Source organism: uncultured Phascolarctobacterium sp., assembly GCF_958349595.1.
Lineage (GTDB): Bacteria > Bacillota > Negativicutes > Acidaminococcales > Acidaminococcaceae > Phascolarctobacterium.
Genome location: NZ_CATWDQ010000001.1, coordinates 355,048 through 371,045 on the forward strand (window position 1 = coordinate 355,048; position 15,998 = coordinate 371,045).

The window sequence follows — 15,998 nt, forward strand, 5'->3', positions numbered from 1 at the left end:
ATCAAAGCCCACCAAAGTTTATCAAAGTTACCTTCTGCTGCTCCAATAAACATTTATTTTTTTCGGAAAGAAAAGCGTTCAGCTCATCTTCCCAATGATACTGCCAGGAAAAAGTTTTTTCTAAAGACTCTGCATCCATCCCCGGATGAGTCATGATCTCACTTACGCCATCAGGCAGATTTTTGATTATTTCCCCTACTAAAAATTCATTCAGATTCCCGCCGGCCAGCATACCAAAAAAATACTGCGGATAAACAAAGCCGGCCTGTCTGGCTTTCATTTTTGCCAAAGCGCTGCAAAAGCTCAGGCCTTCACGGCCGATCAGCCGACCGGCGCTGCTGTTGAAGCCGCCGCGCCAAAACCAGCCTTCCTGAGGCATCCTGATTTTTTTGATGCCAAATTCACTGCAGAGTTTCAGGACGATGTCGGCGATCCCCGGCAGCACATGCAGATGCTGATGACTGTCGACGTGAGTTATTTGCAGTCCGCAGCTTAAGCCGCGTTCCAACTGTGCCTGCAGTTCGCTGATAACTTCTGTTTTTTTGATCCTGCCAGCGTACCAGCGTTTGGCGAAAACTGTATAATCAGCAGGCAAAAGCCCGCTTTCATCCACAAGTGTCCGCAGCTGCCTTGCCTGCAAAAGCGGCTTGCCGCCGCCTACTAAAGTAAGATGGATACCTACACCCAGCGCAGGTGTTGCTTTAGCCTGAAGCACCGCGTCCTCAAAGGCTTCACCGCTGCACATCAAGGAAGTACTGGTAATAAAGCCTTCCCTGCTGCCTTTAATAATACCGGCGTTGATGGCTGGATGCAGCCCAAAATCATCGGCATTAACAATTAATTTTCTCATATATTTCAGCCTCCTGCAAGGCTCTAGATTTTTTTATAATTGGCGAAATGGACTTTGACCAGCCGTTCCAGGGCACTGCGTCCCAATTCTTTGAGCAGCTCGCGCGCACACGCTGTTGCGGCATCACTGCCGCCTTTAGGTAATTCACTGCGCCCGACCTGCGCTGCCAGCTCCTGCATTATTGTTAAAAACCTGGCCCGCGCCAGTACTGACGCTGCCGCCACAGCAATATCTGCCTCGGCCCGGTGCTGCTGCACTACGTTGACCTCTGGAAATTCCCGCTGCAAGCTGCTGCGGATATCGTTGGAGGCGGTAAACTGGTCGACAAGAGCATAATTACACTGCGGACATTGCCGCAGGACATTGCTCAATACAGCTATGTGGCCATTACTCAATAAATGATTGAGATTCTTCCCGTCGGCACGCATTTGCTGATAACGGAAATTATACATTTCCGGCTTCAAGGCCAAAACACTATTGACCGGAGCAGCTTCTGCGATCAGTTCCGCCAGACGCAGGACTTCTTTATCATTGATCAGCTTACAATCCCTAACACCTAAGCGCACAAGTTTTTCGGCCGCAGCAATATCTACTAACACTGCGGCAACGACCAATGGCCCAAAGAAATCTCCTTTACCAGATTCGTCACTGCCTGCCCAAATCCCTTTAAAATCAGCACAATTTCGTAAAAGTGTATAATCGTTGCCGCAAACAGATGGCATTTCTGCAGCAGTATCAGCAGTTTTACCAGTCAAATACGCTTCCAGCTGTGACCTTAGCTCTGTGGCAGAACCGCCCCAAACAAGTTTAAGACCTTTTTTACCATTATACACTGATATTACTACTTTACTATCACTGCCTGTTACTGTCAACTGAACGCCATATTGCAATGGTTTCTCTGCAATGGTAAGGCTGCTGTCAAAATTTTTGACCTGCTTTTTTAAATTGTCGATATACGCAGCAAAATCATTGTTCAAGTTGTGCCTCCGCAGCAGTTGCTGCCGCCTGCATGATCGTTTTCAGGCTGCGCCCGCTTTTTAAGGCCAGGGATTTGCAGTCTTCAAATTCAGGAGCAATATTTACGATGCGTCCGCCCATCTGTGCGTATTTGATCCTCACTTCGCCTTCCGGCAGCTCCACAGTAGTAAACTTACGATAATTGATGTGGCGATGCACTGCATAATAACGTACTCCCAGCGAAGTAGTTTCCGTCAGTAAGATCTCCGTCAGCTTATCCAGGTTCTGCGGAGTAAGCAGCACTGATAAGGTCTGCGCCGGACGGCCTTTTTTCATAATGATCGGCGTCAGCCAGCAGTCAAGCGCGCCAGCCTGCAGCAAACGCTCCTGCACATACGGATACAATTCTCCGTTCATGTCGTCGATATTACATTCGGCAACCAGCAGATCCGCGCCGGCTTCAGCTTCCCACTCGCCGATATTGATGCGCAGCACATTCGGTATCTCTAGATCCCAGGTACCGGCGCCATAAGCGATCTTACTGCCTGTAAAGCCCTGCGGCAGGTCATTGGTGCTGACCGCCAAAACCTTCATCAGTGCTGCGCCCGTTGGCGTAGTAAGCTCTTTATCAATATTTCCGTGACTGTGCCGTAAGCCCTGTAACAGCTCTGCTGTCGCAGGAGCCGGCACCGGCATCAAGCCGTGCGCACATTTGACAAAGCCGCTGCCGGTATGGATATTGGAAACAAAAATTTTTTCGATACCCAAATATTGCAAAGCCAGCACGCAGCCGGCAATATCAATAATCGTATCAATGGCCCCAACTTCGTGGAAATGCACTTCGTCAACAGTTTTACCGTGCACTTTGGCTTCAGCTTCTGCCAATGCGGTAAACACTCGCAAAGACTGCGACTTGATCTCTGCGCTCAGATCAGAATGTTCGATAATATGGGCTATATCATGCAGATTACGATGTTCATGGTGATGATGCAACGCAGCTTCAGTTACTTCATGGTGATGAACAGGCTGTTCACAACCAGTAGCATGCTCATGATGATGCCCGGTTCCGATGTGTTCGTGATGATGCTGTTCTGCATGAGTATGTGTATGCTGCTGACTGATTATGACGTCATGTTGATGCTCATCTGGCAGCACAACGTTGAAATAATTGGCAGCAATGCCGCACTTATCAACACGTTTGTTGATAAGCTCATATTCTCCCAAATGCAGCTTTTCCATTTCCGCTGCCAGGTAGTCGATCGGTACGCCGGCATCCAGCAAAGCTCCCAGCAGCATATTGCCGCTGATGCCTGCAAAGGCTTCTATATAAATCGCTTTCATTACATCACCTCATATGATTGATGATACTGGCCATCCGCCCAGCGCCAAAACCGTTGTCGATATTGACTACGGCCACTCCAGCAGAACAGCTGTTGAGCATACCTAAAAGTGCCGATAGCCCCTGGAAGTTGGCGCCATAACCAACACTGGTCGGTACCGCGATCACAGGCCGTTCGACCAAACCGCCAACAACGCTTGCCAAGGCACCTTCCATACCGGCAACAACAATAACTACATTCGCATTTCTGATCAGGTCAAGCTTATCAAACAGGCGGTGGATACCAGCCACGCCTACATCGTAGACCCGCTCTACCCGGTTGCCCATGATCTCGGCAGTCAGGGCTGCTTCTTCCGAGATCGGCAGATCGCTTGTCCCCGCCGTCACAACAGCGATATAACGCTTATCATCCTTGGGCAGCGGTTTACGCTCTACAAAAATCAGCCGTGAATTTTTATGATAGACGGCATCAGACAGCACCTTCTGTACCGCGGCAAATTTATCGGCATCGGCACGTGTCCCCAAAATATTATTGTGGACCTGCGCCAGCTTTTCCATGATTGCGGTGACCTGTTCGACTGTTTTTCCCTCGCAGTAAACAACCTCGGGAAAGCCCTGCCGCAGACTGCGGTTATGATCAAGCTTGGCAAAGCCAAGATCAGTATAATTGGCAGTCTGCAGTTTTTCTAAAGCCGTTTGGGCGTTGATAGCCCCGCTTTTATAGCTTTCCAAAAGCGCCAGCAAATTTTCTTCATACGTCATATTCTGCTACTTCCTTAGTCATGATTTATGCAAATGTTTCTCTTTCCATTCTTCGCTCAGCAAATACAGCAGCGGCACTACTACCAGCGTCAGCAGGGTCGACGTAGTCAGACCGCCAACTAAAACCACGCCCATCGACTGACGCAGCTCGGCACCAGCGCCAAGGCCAAGTGCGATCGGCAGCATACCTAAAATAGTCGAAAGCGTTGTCATGAAGATAGGACGAATACGCAGGGCACAGGCTTCCCGCAAAGCTTCACGCAGTGGCATGCCCTTCGCCCGCGCCTGATTGGCATAGTCAACCAGCAGGATAGCGTTTTTGGTAACCAAACCCAGCAGCATCGTAAAACCGATCAGCGACATCATATTTGCTGTCTGCCCGGCTACCATCAGGCCTAAAACAGCGCCGACGATAGCAAACGGCAGCGACATCATAATGACCAAAGGCTGCATAAAGCTTTCAAATTCTGCCGCCAGAACCATATAGATCATAATGATCGCCAGGATAACAGCTTTTGCGATCTCATTGAAGGCTTTCGCCATCGTATCGGCCTGTCCGATCATTTTATAGCGGTAACCGACCTGCATATTCATATCCGGGATCATCTCATTCTGGATCTTCTGGATCAGATCGCCAGGCGTGATACCGACCGTATTGGCATAAACAACGATCTGACGCTGCCGGTCCTCACGGTCGATACGTGTAGGCCCGGACGAGAAGTACACATCAGCCACGTCGCCCAAACGGATAAATTTACCGTCGGTATTGGAAACGCGCAGGTTCGCCACATCGTTGATGTCGCGGCGATGCGCCGTATCTAACTGTACAATTATATCATAGTCGTTATCACCTATCGTGAAACTATTATTTGTACTTTTGCCCAAAAAGGCCATTTCCACAACTTTACCAACGGAAGTAGAATCAAGCCCCATCGCGCTGGCACGTAAAGGATCGACTTTAACGATGATCTCCGGTTCTTCTTCCGAAGAAGAAATATCGACATCAGTAGAGCCCGGCACCTGCCTGATCCTTTCAGCCAGATCCTGGGCATAGGTCGTCAGCAGATCAAGATCACTGCCGCGCAGGCCTACCTGTACCGGTCTGCTGTCACCACGGCCGCCGCCCTGATTACTTACTACCGCAACCTTCAGCTCTTCTACCGAGCCAAATTTACGGCGCAACTCATCCATAATAGAAATCATACTGCGGTCACGGTCAGAGGCAGGAATAAGCTTGACATCGATATTGCCTTCATTGACAGGGGTGCGCGAACCGCCCAGGCGCATTGCCGCGATCCTGACCTCAGGCATTTGCAGGATCTCTTCTTCCAAGGGCATAGTCAGCTGTTTCATGCGCTCGATACTTGTACCGGCCGGCGCTTTGACGCTGATAGAAAATTCACCTGAATCATAGGTAGGCTGATATTCCGTACCAATAAAGGGTAACAGGAAAAGATTAAATATAAGTGAAGCGACAGAGATCAAAACTATTTTCCAGGGATGCTTGAAAGCAAACACCATTAATTCATCATACATCCGGCAAACAACCTGAAAACCGGCTTCAAATTTATCCAGACAGATCTGCACTATTTTAGGCCGCGGATGCTTATAGGGCTTGGCGTGCTCCTCGCGATAATCCTTCAGCCAATAAGCCGAGATCATCGGCGTCAGCGTATAGGCTGCCATCGTAGAAAATGCCAGGGCAAAAGCTACCGTTAAGCCAAACTGTTTAAAGAACTGACCAACAACTTCACCCATCGAGCCTATCGGTACGAAAACCGCCATCAAAGAAAGCGAGGTCGCCAGAATAGCCAGCGACAATTCTTCCGTGGCATCCTGTGCCGCCTGGATCGGCGATTTCCCCATTTCCATATGCCGGAAAATATTTTCGATCAAAACGATAGCATCGTCGATAAGGATACCGACTGCCAAACTCAACGCCATGAGCGACATATTATTCAGCGTAAAGTCCATCGTCTTCATCAAAAAGAAGGTGGCAATGACAGAAGTCGGTATGGACAGACCGCCGATGATCGTCGCCCGAAAATCGCGCAGGAACATATAAGTTATCAAAAGTGCCAGGAAGCCGCCAAAAAGAATGGCGTTCCAGACATCGGCAACGTTCTCGCGGATATAGGCCGACTGGTCGCGGACGACATCGACTTTGATATCCTGCGGCAAGTCGTTGGCTATCATTTGTTCCATAGAAGCGTTGACGCCGTCGACAACATCGACCGTGTTGGTTTTCGACTGCTTGCGCACCAGCACCATAACGCTGGGGATCTTGTTGGCGCGGGAATAAGTCTCTTCATCTTCCCAGCTGTCAACAACCTTTACAACGTCTGCCAGCTGAATCGGACGCCCATTTTGATTAGCTATGACGATGTTTTTGATGTCATCGATATTTTTATATTTTCCCAGCGTCCTGACCGTTATTTCCATATCGTTATAACGGGCCTTGCCGCCTGGGGTATTGATATTTTCACTGTTGACCTTGTCTAAGATAGACTGAAAAGAAATATTATAAGTGTGCAGTTTCTCCGGGTCGGGGATCAGTTTGATCGCACGCAGGCTGGCGCCTACGACCGAAACCTCGGATACGCCTTCGACACGCTGCAGTTCTTCTTTGACAACGTCTTCAACGATCTTACGGGTCTCCTCACGGCTGCGCGAATCGGACGCAAAAGTAAATGCCGCTATCGACTGCGAAGAAATATCGAAACGCTGTACTACAGGCTCGTCAATGCCGTCAGGCAAACGCCGGCGCACCGACGCTACTTTTTCACGCACTTCGCTGGCCATTTCTCTTGGATCGACGCCCAGCTCAAATTCCAGTACCGTCTGCGAATAACCTTCGCGAACTGTCGACGACAGAGTCTTGATCCCGGCAACCTGACTGACGCGGTCCTCGATAGGCCGGGTGATCAGGGTTTCCATTTCTTCAGGAGAAGCGCCGGTATAGGTAACGCTGACGCTTACCAAGGGCAATTCAACGTCAGGATACAGATCGACACCCAGATTAGGATACGACTTGATGCCGAATACTACCAGCAGCAGTACGAACATCGTCGTAAAAACAGGTCTGCGTATAAATGTGCCTATCATTTTATTTAGCACCCTGTCCTTCTAATTTTATCTTGCTGCCTTCACGCAGTTTGTTCTGACCGCCGGTCACGATCCGGTCGTTATCACTCAAGCCATCCAGAATCTCTACCATATTATCATTCACAAAACCGATCGTTAATACCCTGCGGCTGACAACGCCTTCCTCGTCGACAACAAAAACCGTACGCTGATCTTCACGCATAACAATAGCGCTCATCGGGATTACCAGCGCGTTTTCTTTTGGCGCAGCAGTAATGACCACATTGGCATAAACGCCGCCGCGCAGCTTCCCGGCACTGTTGTCAACAGTGACCTCGGCAGCAAAAGTACGTGCCGGCATATCGGCCACCGGTGAAATACGGGTGATCGTGCCGCTGAATTTATCATCTGGATAAGCGGGCACAGTAATATCAGCCAAACCGCCCACGGCAATATTGCTGATCTGTCCTTCCGGAATATTTATTTTAGCAGTCAGTTCGGAAATATCGGCGACATTGAACAGCGCCGTTCCGACTTTGGCATAATAACCTTCCTGATAGTAACGCTTGGCAATGATACCGTCCTGCGGCGCCATAACGCTGGCCCCGCTCAATTTATCCTGCATATTATCCCATACGCCCTGAGCTTCCGACAGCTTACCACGGGCATTATTTCTTGCAAAACGATAGTTATCAACAGTCTGCTCTGATACAGCGCCCTTTTCATACAAAGCCTGATAACGCTGCAGTTCACGTTCAGCTTTTTCCAAAGTAGTCTGGGCGTCCATCAAAGAGCCTTTGGCCGACAACAAATTAGCCGTCTGCTCAGTCTGCTCCAAATGTGCCAGTACAGTACCCGCTGTGACGCGGTCACCTTCGTTGACGTAGACCTTCTCTACCCTGCCATCGATCTTTGCTGCCACATCAGCCTGCCAGACTGGATCAAGGCTGCCTGCAAAACGCATGACTGGAATAATACTCTGACGCTGCGGAAAAGCTGTAGCCACAGCAACGCTGCGGCCTTGGGAAACACTGCTCGCACGCTCGTTGTTAGCCTGGATATTGCCATAAATACGGTAAGCTATGATTGTCAAAAGAACCAGGGAAGCGATAATTGCTATACGAACTTTTTTATTCTGCCACATCATTTTCTGCTCCTCAATTTATCGGAATAAAGGTAATTTTAATTACAATAATAGATATTTTAATTATACAACTTTTTTATACATAATAGCAAGAAAATTACAGGTCAAAGCACTGGTTTCACAGTCTTTTCCTGATATGTTTTGCAGCATAAAAACAGGCCCCTGCTGCGTAAAAACAACAAGGGCCAAAATATGTTTATTATTTTTATTTTCTCGCTTCTTCTACTGCCGCCATATTGGCTGCATCGCGTTCTTTAACTCGCTCTAAACCAGTTTTTTCACCGGTATCAGCACTGTTCACCTTCCCTAAAGTATCCTTCAGAGAATACACAGTAAATTCGGCTGTCATATCCAAATTTCCGGAAGTGTCATTTTCTTTGACAGTATTGATACTGACTTTATTCAATTTAGCAAATCTGCCGCCGTTTTCTACCTTCTGTAAAAACTCGACCATTTTATAATAGTTTCCGCTGATAGAAATATTCAGCGGCACTTCATACGCTCCGCTTACCTGCTTCAAGGCAGTGCTGGGCGGCTTAACACTTTTAAACTGGATCCCGCATTCTTTGGAAAGATTTGAATATTCCTGTACTAATTCAGGTACGGTTACCGTATCGGGCAGCAGCTTTTTAGCTTCCGCAAGATAACCTGCCTGCTTAAGCGCAAAAGCATTATAATCCTTATTCTGTCCGGCAAAGGTCTGATAACTGGCCAGACGCTGCTGGGCCTGCGTCAGCTCCTGCTCGTTTTTTTGAATATCCTCACGCAGCGGCTGGACAAGGTACAGCGCTACAAAAACAAATAATAGCACTGAACCCAGCAATAATAAAGAGTATCTACTGTTTTCTGACATATTGCTGTCAGGCATTTCTAATTTCACTTTTTCACCCCGCTTCGCTGAACTTCCAAAGCAAAATCAATAACGCCAACACTGCTGCTGTTATTATTACTGCCGCTTTCGCTGGCAGAAACCAGCTGCACACCGGCAACGTCCGGTCTGGCCTGCAGAAGGCTGATAAATTTAAGCACGTCATCCATCTTCATCGCCTTACCGGCTATACTCATCTGGTCCGGCTGATTGCCCTGCTTGACACTGGTAAGCCAGCAGCCGTAAGGTGTAACATTACCCAGCTCTGCCAGTGAGCGGCTCCAGACGATACGGTCTTTAGAAAGATTGCGTACGATAGTATTGCGTTTATTGATTTCCGCATTCTGGAGCTGCGCTTTATCAAAGCGTTCCTGCCAGACTTTCATCGAAGCGATGCCCTCGTTGACCTCGCTGAATCTACTTTCCGTATACTTGAACATTGCCAAATGATAGCCCCACAGCAAAATACTCAAGCCTAAAAATACATAGGCTACAATGCGATAAAGCTTCCATGTCGGAAATTCTGTTTTACGCCTGTACTCAGGTAAAAGGTTGATTTTAATCATCAGCTTCCCCTCCATACAAAGCAGCGCCTATCGCAACTGTCAGCGCTCCCAGATATTTTTTCAATTCCCGCTGGTCCAGCTTATCGGCAAAAGTTACTGCCTGGCGCAGATCATTAACGACGACCTGCATTTCCATGCCCTCGGTCAAAAATTCAGGCAGCCCGGCCATATTCGCGCCGCCGCCCGCCAGAACCAGATGTGTAAATCTGGCATCTTTTTTATTGATTAAATAATATTCGCAGGTCCTGCGCACTTCACGGCCCAGATTTTCGATCTCGTTAAAAAATTCCGCATATTTAGTTTTATCCGTTTCCAAGCTGCTCAAAAGCAGTTCATCTTCCAGTTTGATCTTTTCCGCTGCCGCCAGATCAACGCCGGCCCCGCTGGCAATAGCGGCATCGAACATCTGCCCGCCCTGGGGTATACTGCGCTGAGCTACAGGAGCGCCGTTTTGGAAAATAGTCAGCATGGAATAAGAACGTCCTATATCCAGCAAAACAAAATTTTCCAGCTGCTGCGGCAAGGTTCTGTATGCGGCTAAAACCTCGATATCGATACCGATCGTCTGCCAGCCAAGCGCATCACTGATCTCCAATAACGAATCAATAACGTCTTTGGGCGAAGCTACCAAAAGTACAGGCTGCAAGCCGTCACTGGTAAACGAACCAAATTTTGCCGAATCAACATAATAGGTATCGGCTTCATAAGGCACATACTGACTAGAATCCCAGGCCACAGACTGCTTCATTTCCTCATCAGGCATTTCCGGCATATCGATCTCGCGTACAAATGCATTGCGCCCGCCTACAGTAAACACTGCATGCCTGGCGTTAAAATCATACTTGGCCAGCAAACCCTTAATAAAACCTATCATCGCATCGCTGTTGCGCACAAAACCGTTATTGATCAGTTCAAGCGGCAGCTCTGCTACAGCAAAACAACTAACTACAGGCTTACTGCCGTTTTCTATCTGTACCAGCTTGATACTGCCTGTGCCAATATCGACACCGATTATTTTAGACGGCTTTGCATGAAACAATTTTTTTACGATGGCTTGCACATTCACTTGCGCAGACCTCCCTGATTTATATAAATAAAATCAATTTCAATACTATATCTTATAAATTATATCATAAGTTTATAAACTTATACAAACAAACTCCAGTAAAAATAAATCAAATAGGGCGAAAATAAAAGTGCAATATACGCGCCTGTACATAAGAACGGCCCAAAAGGAATCGGATCCTTGCGCTGCTTGATACCAGTTGCCAGCAGCAGTACACCTATGACGCCTCCCAAAATAAAAGCCAGCATCAGACAAACGATACTTGCCTTCAACCCCAGCCAAACGCCTAAAACAAAGCTGAGCTTAACATCACCGGCCCCCATCCCGCCGCGGCTCAGTAAAAAGATCAGCAGCATCAGACCCCCGGCGAATAAAGCACCATAAAGCGCATCCCACATATCCGGCAGCGCATAATAAGCATAAATAATACCGGTTGGCAGCATCAGCATCAAAATTTCATCCAGCAGTATCTGGTGGTCCAGATCAATAAACGCCTGCACGATCAGGCAAGCTACAAAAAAGAATACCAAAGCTATTTTCAGCCCCGGTAAATAATAAAGCCCACACAAAGCAAACAAAATACCTGTTAAAAGCTCCACCAGCAGATAGCGCGGGCTGTAAGGCGCCTTACAGTAGCGGCATCTGCCGCGCAGGAAAATATAGCTTAAAACAGGTACCATATCCAAAGGCCCCAGCCGGTGGCCGCAGCTGCCGCAGGCAGACGGCGGTTTAACAACAGAAATTCCCAGAGGCAGCCTGTAAATACAGACATTCAGAAAACTGCCGATCACAATACCCAGCACAAAATATAAGCAAAATAATAAATACACTCAACCACGTCCTAAGATAAAATATACCTTAAATTATAATACTTTTACTTTATATAAGCGTAAAAAGAACTGTTAAAAGGTCTTAAAAAAAAGACAAAATCACACACAAACATCTGCCGGCTAATCGTTTGGCCAGCTTTACAGCTCACTGTCACAACGCAGAGATTTTTTATAATAACTGCGTTTTTCTTCATACATTGCTCTATCAGCACTGCTGATCAATCTCTCAACGGCTACGACCTGATCCGTCCAAACCGCACCCAGCGAAAATTTTATTTCTGTATTCCGCAGCGCAAACGCACGTAAAGACCGCTCTTTTTCCTCAAACGTCGCTTTCTTGATGTCTTCACAGAGCACCACAAATTCATCGCCGCCGATACGGAACACTTTTTCGCCAAAAGTAGTTTGCAGCAGCTTGCTGATCGTCATGATAATATAGTCACCATAATCATGACCTTTGCTGTCATTAGCTTTTTTCAGTCCGTTGATATCAAGAAAAACAACGCCTAAACTGCTGTACTGCTTATTTTTCAGCTCGTCTAAATATTTTATATAACTCGTCCTGTTACAAACGCCGGTCAAAGAATCCTTATAACTGAGAATCTGCAGTTTTTCGATCAGCAATCGTTTTTGCAGGTCATTAACAATAAAAGACGTGACCTGTTCCAATAAGCCATAATGCAAATACTCAACCGAAGGATTATCTACACCAATAAAGCCGATCAGCTGGCCGTTATTAAACAACGGCGCGGCTATCAGCGAATTGATATTCTGCGCCCCTAAGATTTTATATTCTTCTGACTCGTGTTCCAGCTCATCTTTTAAAGAATAAATGATCCGGGATTTATGGTTATTGAAGCGCTCGATCCACATACCAAAATAACTGAACGGTATTTTCTGCAATAACTCCAGCTGAGGGACAATGCCCTTCTTACACCACTCATAGGTATTAGAAACAGTATTATCAGCTTCACACCTTTCAAAAATGTATGCCCTGTCGCCTTCATATGTTTCGCCAACGATCTTCAGCAGTTCGTTGATCGCTTTATTGACATCATTTTCATGATTCAAAGTATCGATGCATTGGATCAGCGTTCGTTCCATATTCAGTTTATTTTTGATGTCCTGTTTTTCCTGTACCTGCGCAGTAATATCACTACCGATCTCCACACGGCATTCCCGGCCATTTATTATGATTTTTTTATCATGCAAAATAAAATACTGCTGCAGATCTTCTCTGAAAAATTCCCATTCATAAAATTTTTCTGCCGAAAGCACAGCATTAGTGCAGAACTCGCACGGACTCTCCTTGCCCTGCAAAGCCTGATAACAAAGTTTTCCGAACACCTCGGACTCACTTTTGCCAATCACCTGCAGCAGCCTTTTATTTGCAAAAATGACCTTGTTCGTCTCTATATCCGTAACATAAACAAGATCATCGCTATTATTAATGATTTCGTAACAAATCTCTTTATCGGTCATCGAAACCTCTCCTGCGTCCAATTGGATTATTTAATATTTATTATATCACATAAATCAAATAATATTTGTTACTTTCATAAAGTATATTCAAATACCAAAAACCGTCTTTATAAATAAAAATTATAAATATTAATAAATCATTACAAGCTCAGACCAATACCGCAAATTTTATCCACATAAAAGAAGGCAGCAGTGTTCTAGCTCTGCTGCCTTGAAAACCTCTTATCTCTCATTCATGATTTTACTATTTGACCTCAGTCTACCAACAGCTTGCCTGTTTAACAGGTAAGATATCTCTTAAGTATTGTATAAAGTTTTTGGATATCTATCGGTTTCGCCAGATGTTCATTCATCCCGGCGACAAAAGATTTATGCACATCCTCACTGAATGCATTGGCTGATACGGCAACGATAGGCATCTTTCCTACATCTTCCCGTTCCAGATTTCTGATATTTTTACTAGCAGTATAACCATCCATGACCGGCATCTGAATGTCCATAAAAATCAAATCAAAATACCCTTCTGCTGAATTGCGTACTTTTTCAACTGCAAGCAAACCGTTTTCTGCCCATTCTACCGTTATGCCCGCACAACCAATAATCTCGGCAATGATCTCATAATTTAACTCATTATCTTCTACGACCAGTATACGTTTGCCTGTATAATCAGGCGGCGCTTCCAGAGCTTCTGCTGCGTCTTCAGACTCCTGTCCGCTGCCGTCGTTTTCCTGCTGCAGTTTCAGCTTTACTGCAACTGTAAATACAGACCCCTGCCCGCTTTCACTTTTAACAGTAATATCGCCCTGCATCATATTGGCAATTCTTTTACTGATCGTCAGACCAAGACCGGTTCCCTGAATTTTATTAGTAACACTGTTTTCTTCACGTTCAAAAGGCAGAAAAATTTTCGGCAGAAATTCTTTACTGATCCCACTGCCATTATCAGTAACGATAAACTGATAGCTGCAAAAGCCTTTATCATCACAGCCAAGTTCTTTAACCTCCAGTTTAATCTTACCTTTGACATCAGTGTATTTTATGGCGTTGGAAACGATATTGACCAGTACCTTCTGCAGTTTTTCCTTATCGGCATACACATAACGATGCTTCAGTCCAGACAAATCGATTGTCAGCTTTTGGTCTTTTTTATACAGGCCTACTTTAAGAATACTAAAAATTTCATCAACGATATTTTCTAAATCTGCCGCTGTTTCCTGCAGAATCATTTTGTCATTTTCAATTCGCGCCATATCCAGCACTTCGTCAATCAGGTTCAGCAGATATTTTGACGAAACATCTATTTTATCCAAGCAGTCAGCAACTCGCGGTAATTCATGAAGATGCTCTTTCGCTATTGCCGTCATCCCCATGATGGCATTCATCGGCGTTCTGATATCATGCGACATTGCCGATAAGAAAACTGTTTTGGCAATATTGGCCTTTTCCGCCTGCAGCAGTGCAGTTTTTAATCTGTCATTTTTAATTCTTTCTTCTGTTCTGTCATGCACGATCATAATTATTTTCAGCTCACCGTCGTGCTCTACCAAATAACTTTTAAAATAAAAGCTTTTATCTTGCCATTCCCGCTCAAACGCATAGGTTTTATCCTCTGCTTCAAAAAGTTTTGCTTTGATAACCTCAAAATCGACCTGAAAATATTTTTTCATCAAACTATGATCGTTAAAAACTTCATCATGGTCAACAGACATGATCCGCTCAATGTTATAACTTATATATTCGGGTTTGTTCTTTTTTATATCAAAAATACCAAAAACATCGTCCGTATTTATCGACATCATATTGAACAGATTATCATGCAGCCAGATCTCCCTGTTTTTCCGCAAAGATAAAACTAGAAAAATAGAAAAATATACCAGCAGCTTCAATAACAACGACCACAGTAAAATACTATAAGACTTAAAAACGTCAATACGCATGGAAACAAGCCAGTTTGTCTGTGGTATCGGCATATAAGAAACGTATTCAAAGGCTCTGTCCCAGGCCCAATACGAAAATTCCTTATGCGTTTTCAAATGTTCTTTAACAAGCTCATCAGACATACTGCGCCATTTAGCTCTTGCCAGAGCGTCTTCTATTTGCATGCCGCGCATATCTTCTTTATTATTGGCACTGATTATCCCCCGGCTGTCAACTACCGAACATTCATAAGCAGTATTGCTGTCACCTTTATTCTGGATAATATCCTCTATTTTATCGAAGTAAATCGACATAGTAATAGCGCCGGCGATCTCACCCTCCGGCAAATGTTTTTCATCATAATACGGTATCCACAAAGTATAGATTTTAGTTTCGTGATCGGCACCGGCAACATACTGGTCGCTCAAAACAGTTTTCCTGGTTGCCAGCATCTCTTTAAAATAAGGCCTGTAGCCTACATAACCTGTTTTATGCCGTATCGACGAACCAATGTTGCCCTCTTTATCCAAAACGCCTACCATGAACAAATTATAAGCCTTTGTATAACTGTCCAGCTTGGCAGCACGTTCAACAAGCGGTATCGTCGTATCTTTTATTTCTTCATCATTGGCAATAGCAGTTCCCAGCCGCAAGGTTGAATCAATATATAGTGCAATTTCATTATTAGTCGTTGTCAGAATTTCCCTGATATTACTTTTCAGCATCTGCACCGAGAAATATACTGTCGTCAAAATATCGAAAGCTATTACCAGCACGCATAACACTCTGAAATTTTTGATAATAAAATTATTATTCTTTATTCTTTCCCAGAAAGTAAACACTTTCATTCTCCTTCTTGCGTTTAACACAATTTATAAATATATTTTATCAATTACATAATATATTATCATTTTAACAATTACTTATCAAATAAAAGAATAATTATTTCAAAATAAAATAAACACATTCCATCAGATCAGGAATGTGTTTATTGATAATCAGGCACTGTATTTAATTATTTATCTGCAGCTCTGTAAAATATTCCCTAAAAAAGCCCCTTTCAAAGCTTTTACCAGCTTGAACTGCCCCATATTGAACGGACAGCATAAAAAGCCTCTTGGCAGGAAAATATA

General features: G+C 45.2%; 12 protein-coding genes. All 12 read right to left on the reverse strand.

Annotation, left to right across the window (positions count from 1 at the left end):
- Position 1: 1 nt before the first annotated feature.
- The 12 genes from Q4G98_RS01545 to Q4G98_RS01600 all read right to left on the reverse strand — a co-directional run bounded on the left by Q4G98_RS01545 (position 2) and on the right by Q4G98_RS01600 (position 15,707).
- Positions 2-850: a ChbG/HpnK family deacetylase gene (locus tag Q4G98_RS01545; RefSeq protein ID WP_298564833.1), complete on the reverse strand. Its 849-nt coding sequence runs from the start codon at positions 848-850 to the stop codon at positions 2-4.
- Between the two features lie 23 nt (positions 851-873).
- Complete coding sequence (gene rnhC / locus Q4G98_RS01550) at positions 874-1,827, reverse strand: ribonuclease HIII (RefSeq protein WP_298564830.1); 954 nt, start codon at positions 1,825-1,827, stop codon at positions 874-876.
- Positions 1,817-3,148, reverse strand: a complete 1,332-nt coding sequence (larC, locus tag Q4G98_RS01555) for a nickel pincer cofactor biosynthesis protein LarC (RefSeq protein ID WP_298564827.1) — start codon at positions 3,146-3,148, stop codon at positions 1,817-1,819. Before larC ends, rnhC begins: the two co-directional genes overlap by 11 nt.
- A gap of 4 nt (positions 3,149-3,152) precedes the next feature.
- The gene (gene larB / locus Q4G98_RS01560) at positions 3,153-3,908 is read right to left on the reverse strand and encodes a nickel pincer cofactor biosynthesis protein LarB (RefSeq protein WP_298564825.1); all 756 of its coding nucleotides are present in this window, start codon (positions 3,906-3,908) and stop codon (positions 3,153-3,155) included.
- Positions 3,909-3,926: 18 nt separating this feature from the next.
- A complete protein-coding gene (locus Q4G98_RS01565) occupies positions 3,927-7,013 on the reverse strand; it encodes an efflux RND transporter permease subunit (protein ID WP_177561340.1) in 3,087 nt (1,028 codons plus the stop codon).
- 1 nt (position 7,014) lies between these two features.
- A complete protein-coding gene (locus Q4G98_RS01570) occupies positions 7,015-8,139 on the reverse strand; it encodes an efflux RND transporter periplasmic adaptor subunit (RefSeq protein WP_301961808.1) in 1,125 nt (374 codons plus the stop codon).
- A gap of 202 nt (positions 8,140-8,341) precedes the next feature.
- Positions 8,342-9,016, reverse strand: coding sequence for a type 4a pilus biogenesis protein PilO (locus Q4G98_RS01575; protein ID WP_298564822.1), 675 nt, complete (start codon positions 9,014-9,016; stop codon positions 8,342-8,344).
- The gene (locus tag Q4G98_RS01580; protein WP_298564820.1) at positions 9,013-9,570 is read right to left on the reverse strand and encodes a PilN domain-containing protein; all 558 of its coding nucleotides are present in this window, start codon (positions 9,568-9,570) and stop codon (positions 9,013-9,015) included. Before Q4G98_RS01580 ends, Q4G98_RS01575 begins: the two co-directional genes overlap by 4 nt.
- Positions 9,563-10,636 (reverse strand): type IV pilus assembly protein PilM, encoded by a 1,074-nt coding sequence (gene pilM / locus Q4G98_RS01585; protein ID WP_298564818.1) that lies wholly within the window; start codon positions 10,634-10,636, stop codon positions 9,563-9,565. The genes Q4G98_RS01580 and pilM overlap by 8 nt, the downstream gene beginning before the upstream one ends.
- 80 nt (positions 10,637-10,716) lie before the next feature.
- On the reverse strand, positions 10,717-11,466 hold the full coding sequence (locus Q4G98_RS01590) for an A24 family peptidase (protein ID WP_293545992.1): 750 nt from the start codon (positions 11,464-11,466) through the stop codon (positions 10,717-10,719).
- A 138-nt stretch (positions 11,467-11,604) separates the two neighbouring features.
- The gene (locus tag Q4G98_RS01595) at positions 11,605-12,948 is read right to left on the reverse strand and encodes a sensor domain-containing diguanylate cyclase (protein ID WP_298564816.1); all 1,344 of its coding nucleotides are present in this window, start codon (positions 12,946-12,948) and stop codon (positions 11,605-11,607) included.
- Positions 12,949-13,226: 278 nt separating this feature from the next.
- A complete protein-coding gene (locus tag Q4G98_RS01600) occupies positions 13,227-15,707 on the reverse strand; it encodes an ATP-binding protein (protein ID WP_301961809.1) in 2,481 nt (826 codons plus the stop codon).
- Positions 15,708-15,998: the final 291 nt, after the last annotated feature.

What these genes read in the sequence shown, in the direction of transcription:
- Q4G98_RS01570 (WP_301961808.1), bottom strand. Translation starts at nt 8,139, where the DNA reads ATGATGTGGCAGAATAAAAAAGTTCGTATAGCAATTATCGCTTCCCTG.
- Q4G98_RS01565 (WP_177561340.1), bottom strand. Translation starts at nt 7,013, where the DNA reads ATGATAGGCACATTTATACGCAGACCTGTTTTTACGACGATGTTCGTA.
- Q4G98_RS01545 (WP_298564833.1), bottom strand. Translation starts at nt 850, where the DNA reads ATGAGAAAATTAATTGTTAATGCCGATGATTTTGGGCTGCATCCAGCC.
- Q4G98_RS01595 (WP_298564816.1), bottom strand. Translation starts at nt 12,948, where the DNA reads ATGACCGATAAAGAGATTTGTTACGAAATCATTAATAATAGCGATGAT.
- larC (WP_298564827.1), bottom strand. Translation starts at nt 3,148, where the DNA reads ATGAAAGCGATTTATATAGAAGCCTTTGCAGGCATCAGCGGCAATATG.
- Q4G98_RS01580 (WP_298564820.1), bottom strand. Translation starts at nt 9,570, where the DNA reads ATGATTAAAATCAACCTTTTACCTGAGTACAGGCGTAAAACAGAATTT.
- larB (WP_298564825.1), bottom strand. Translation starts at nt 3,908, where the DNA reads ATGACGTATGAAGAAAATTTGCTGGCGCTTTTGGAAAGCTATAAAAGC.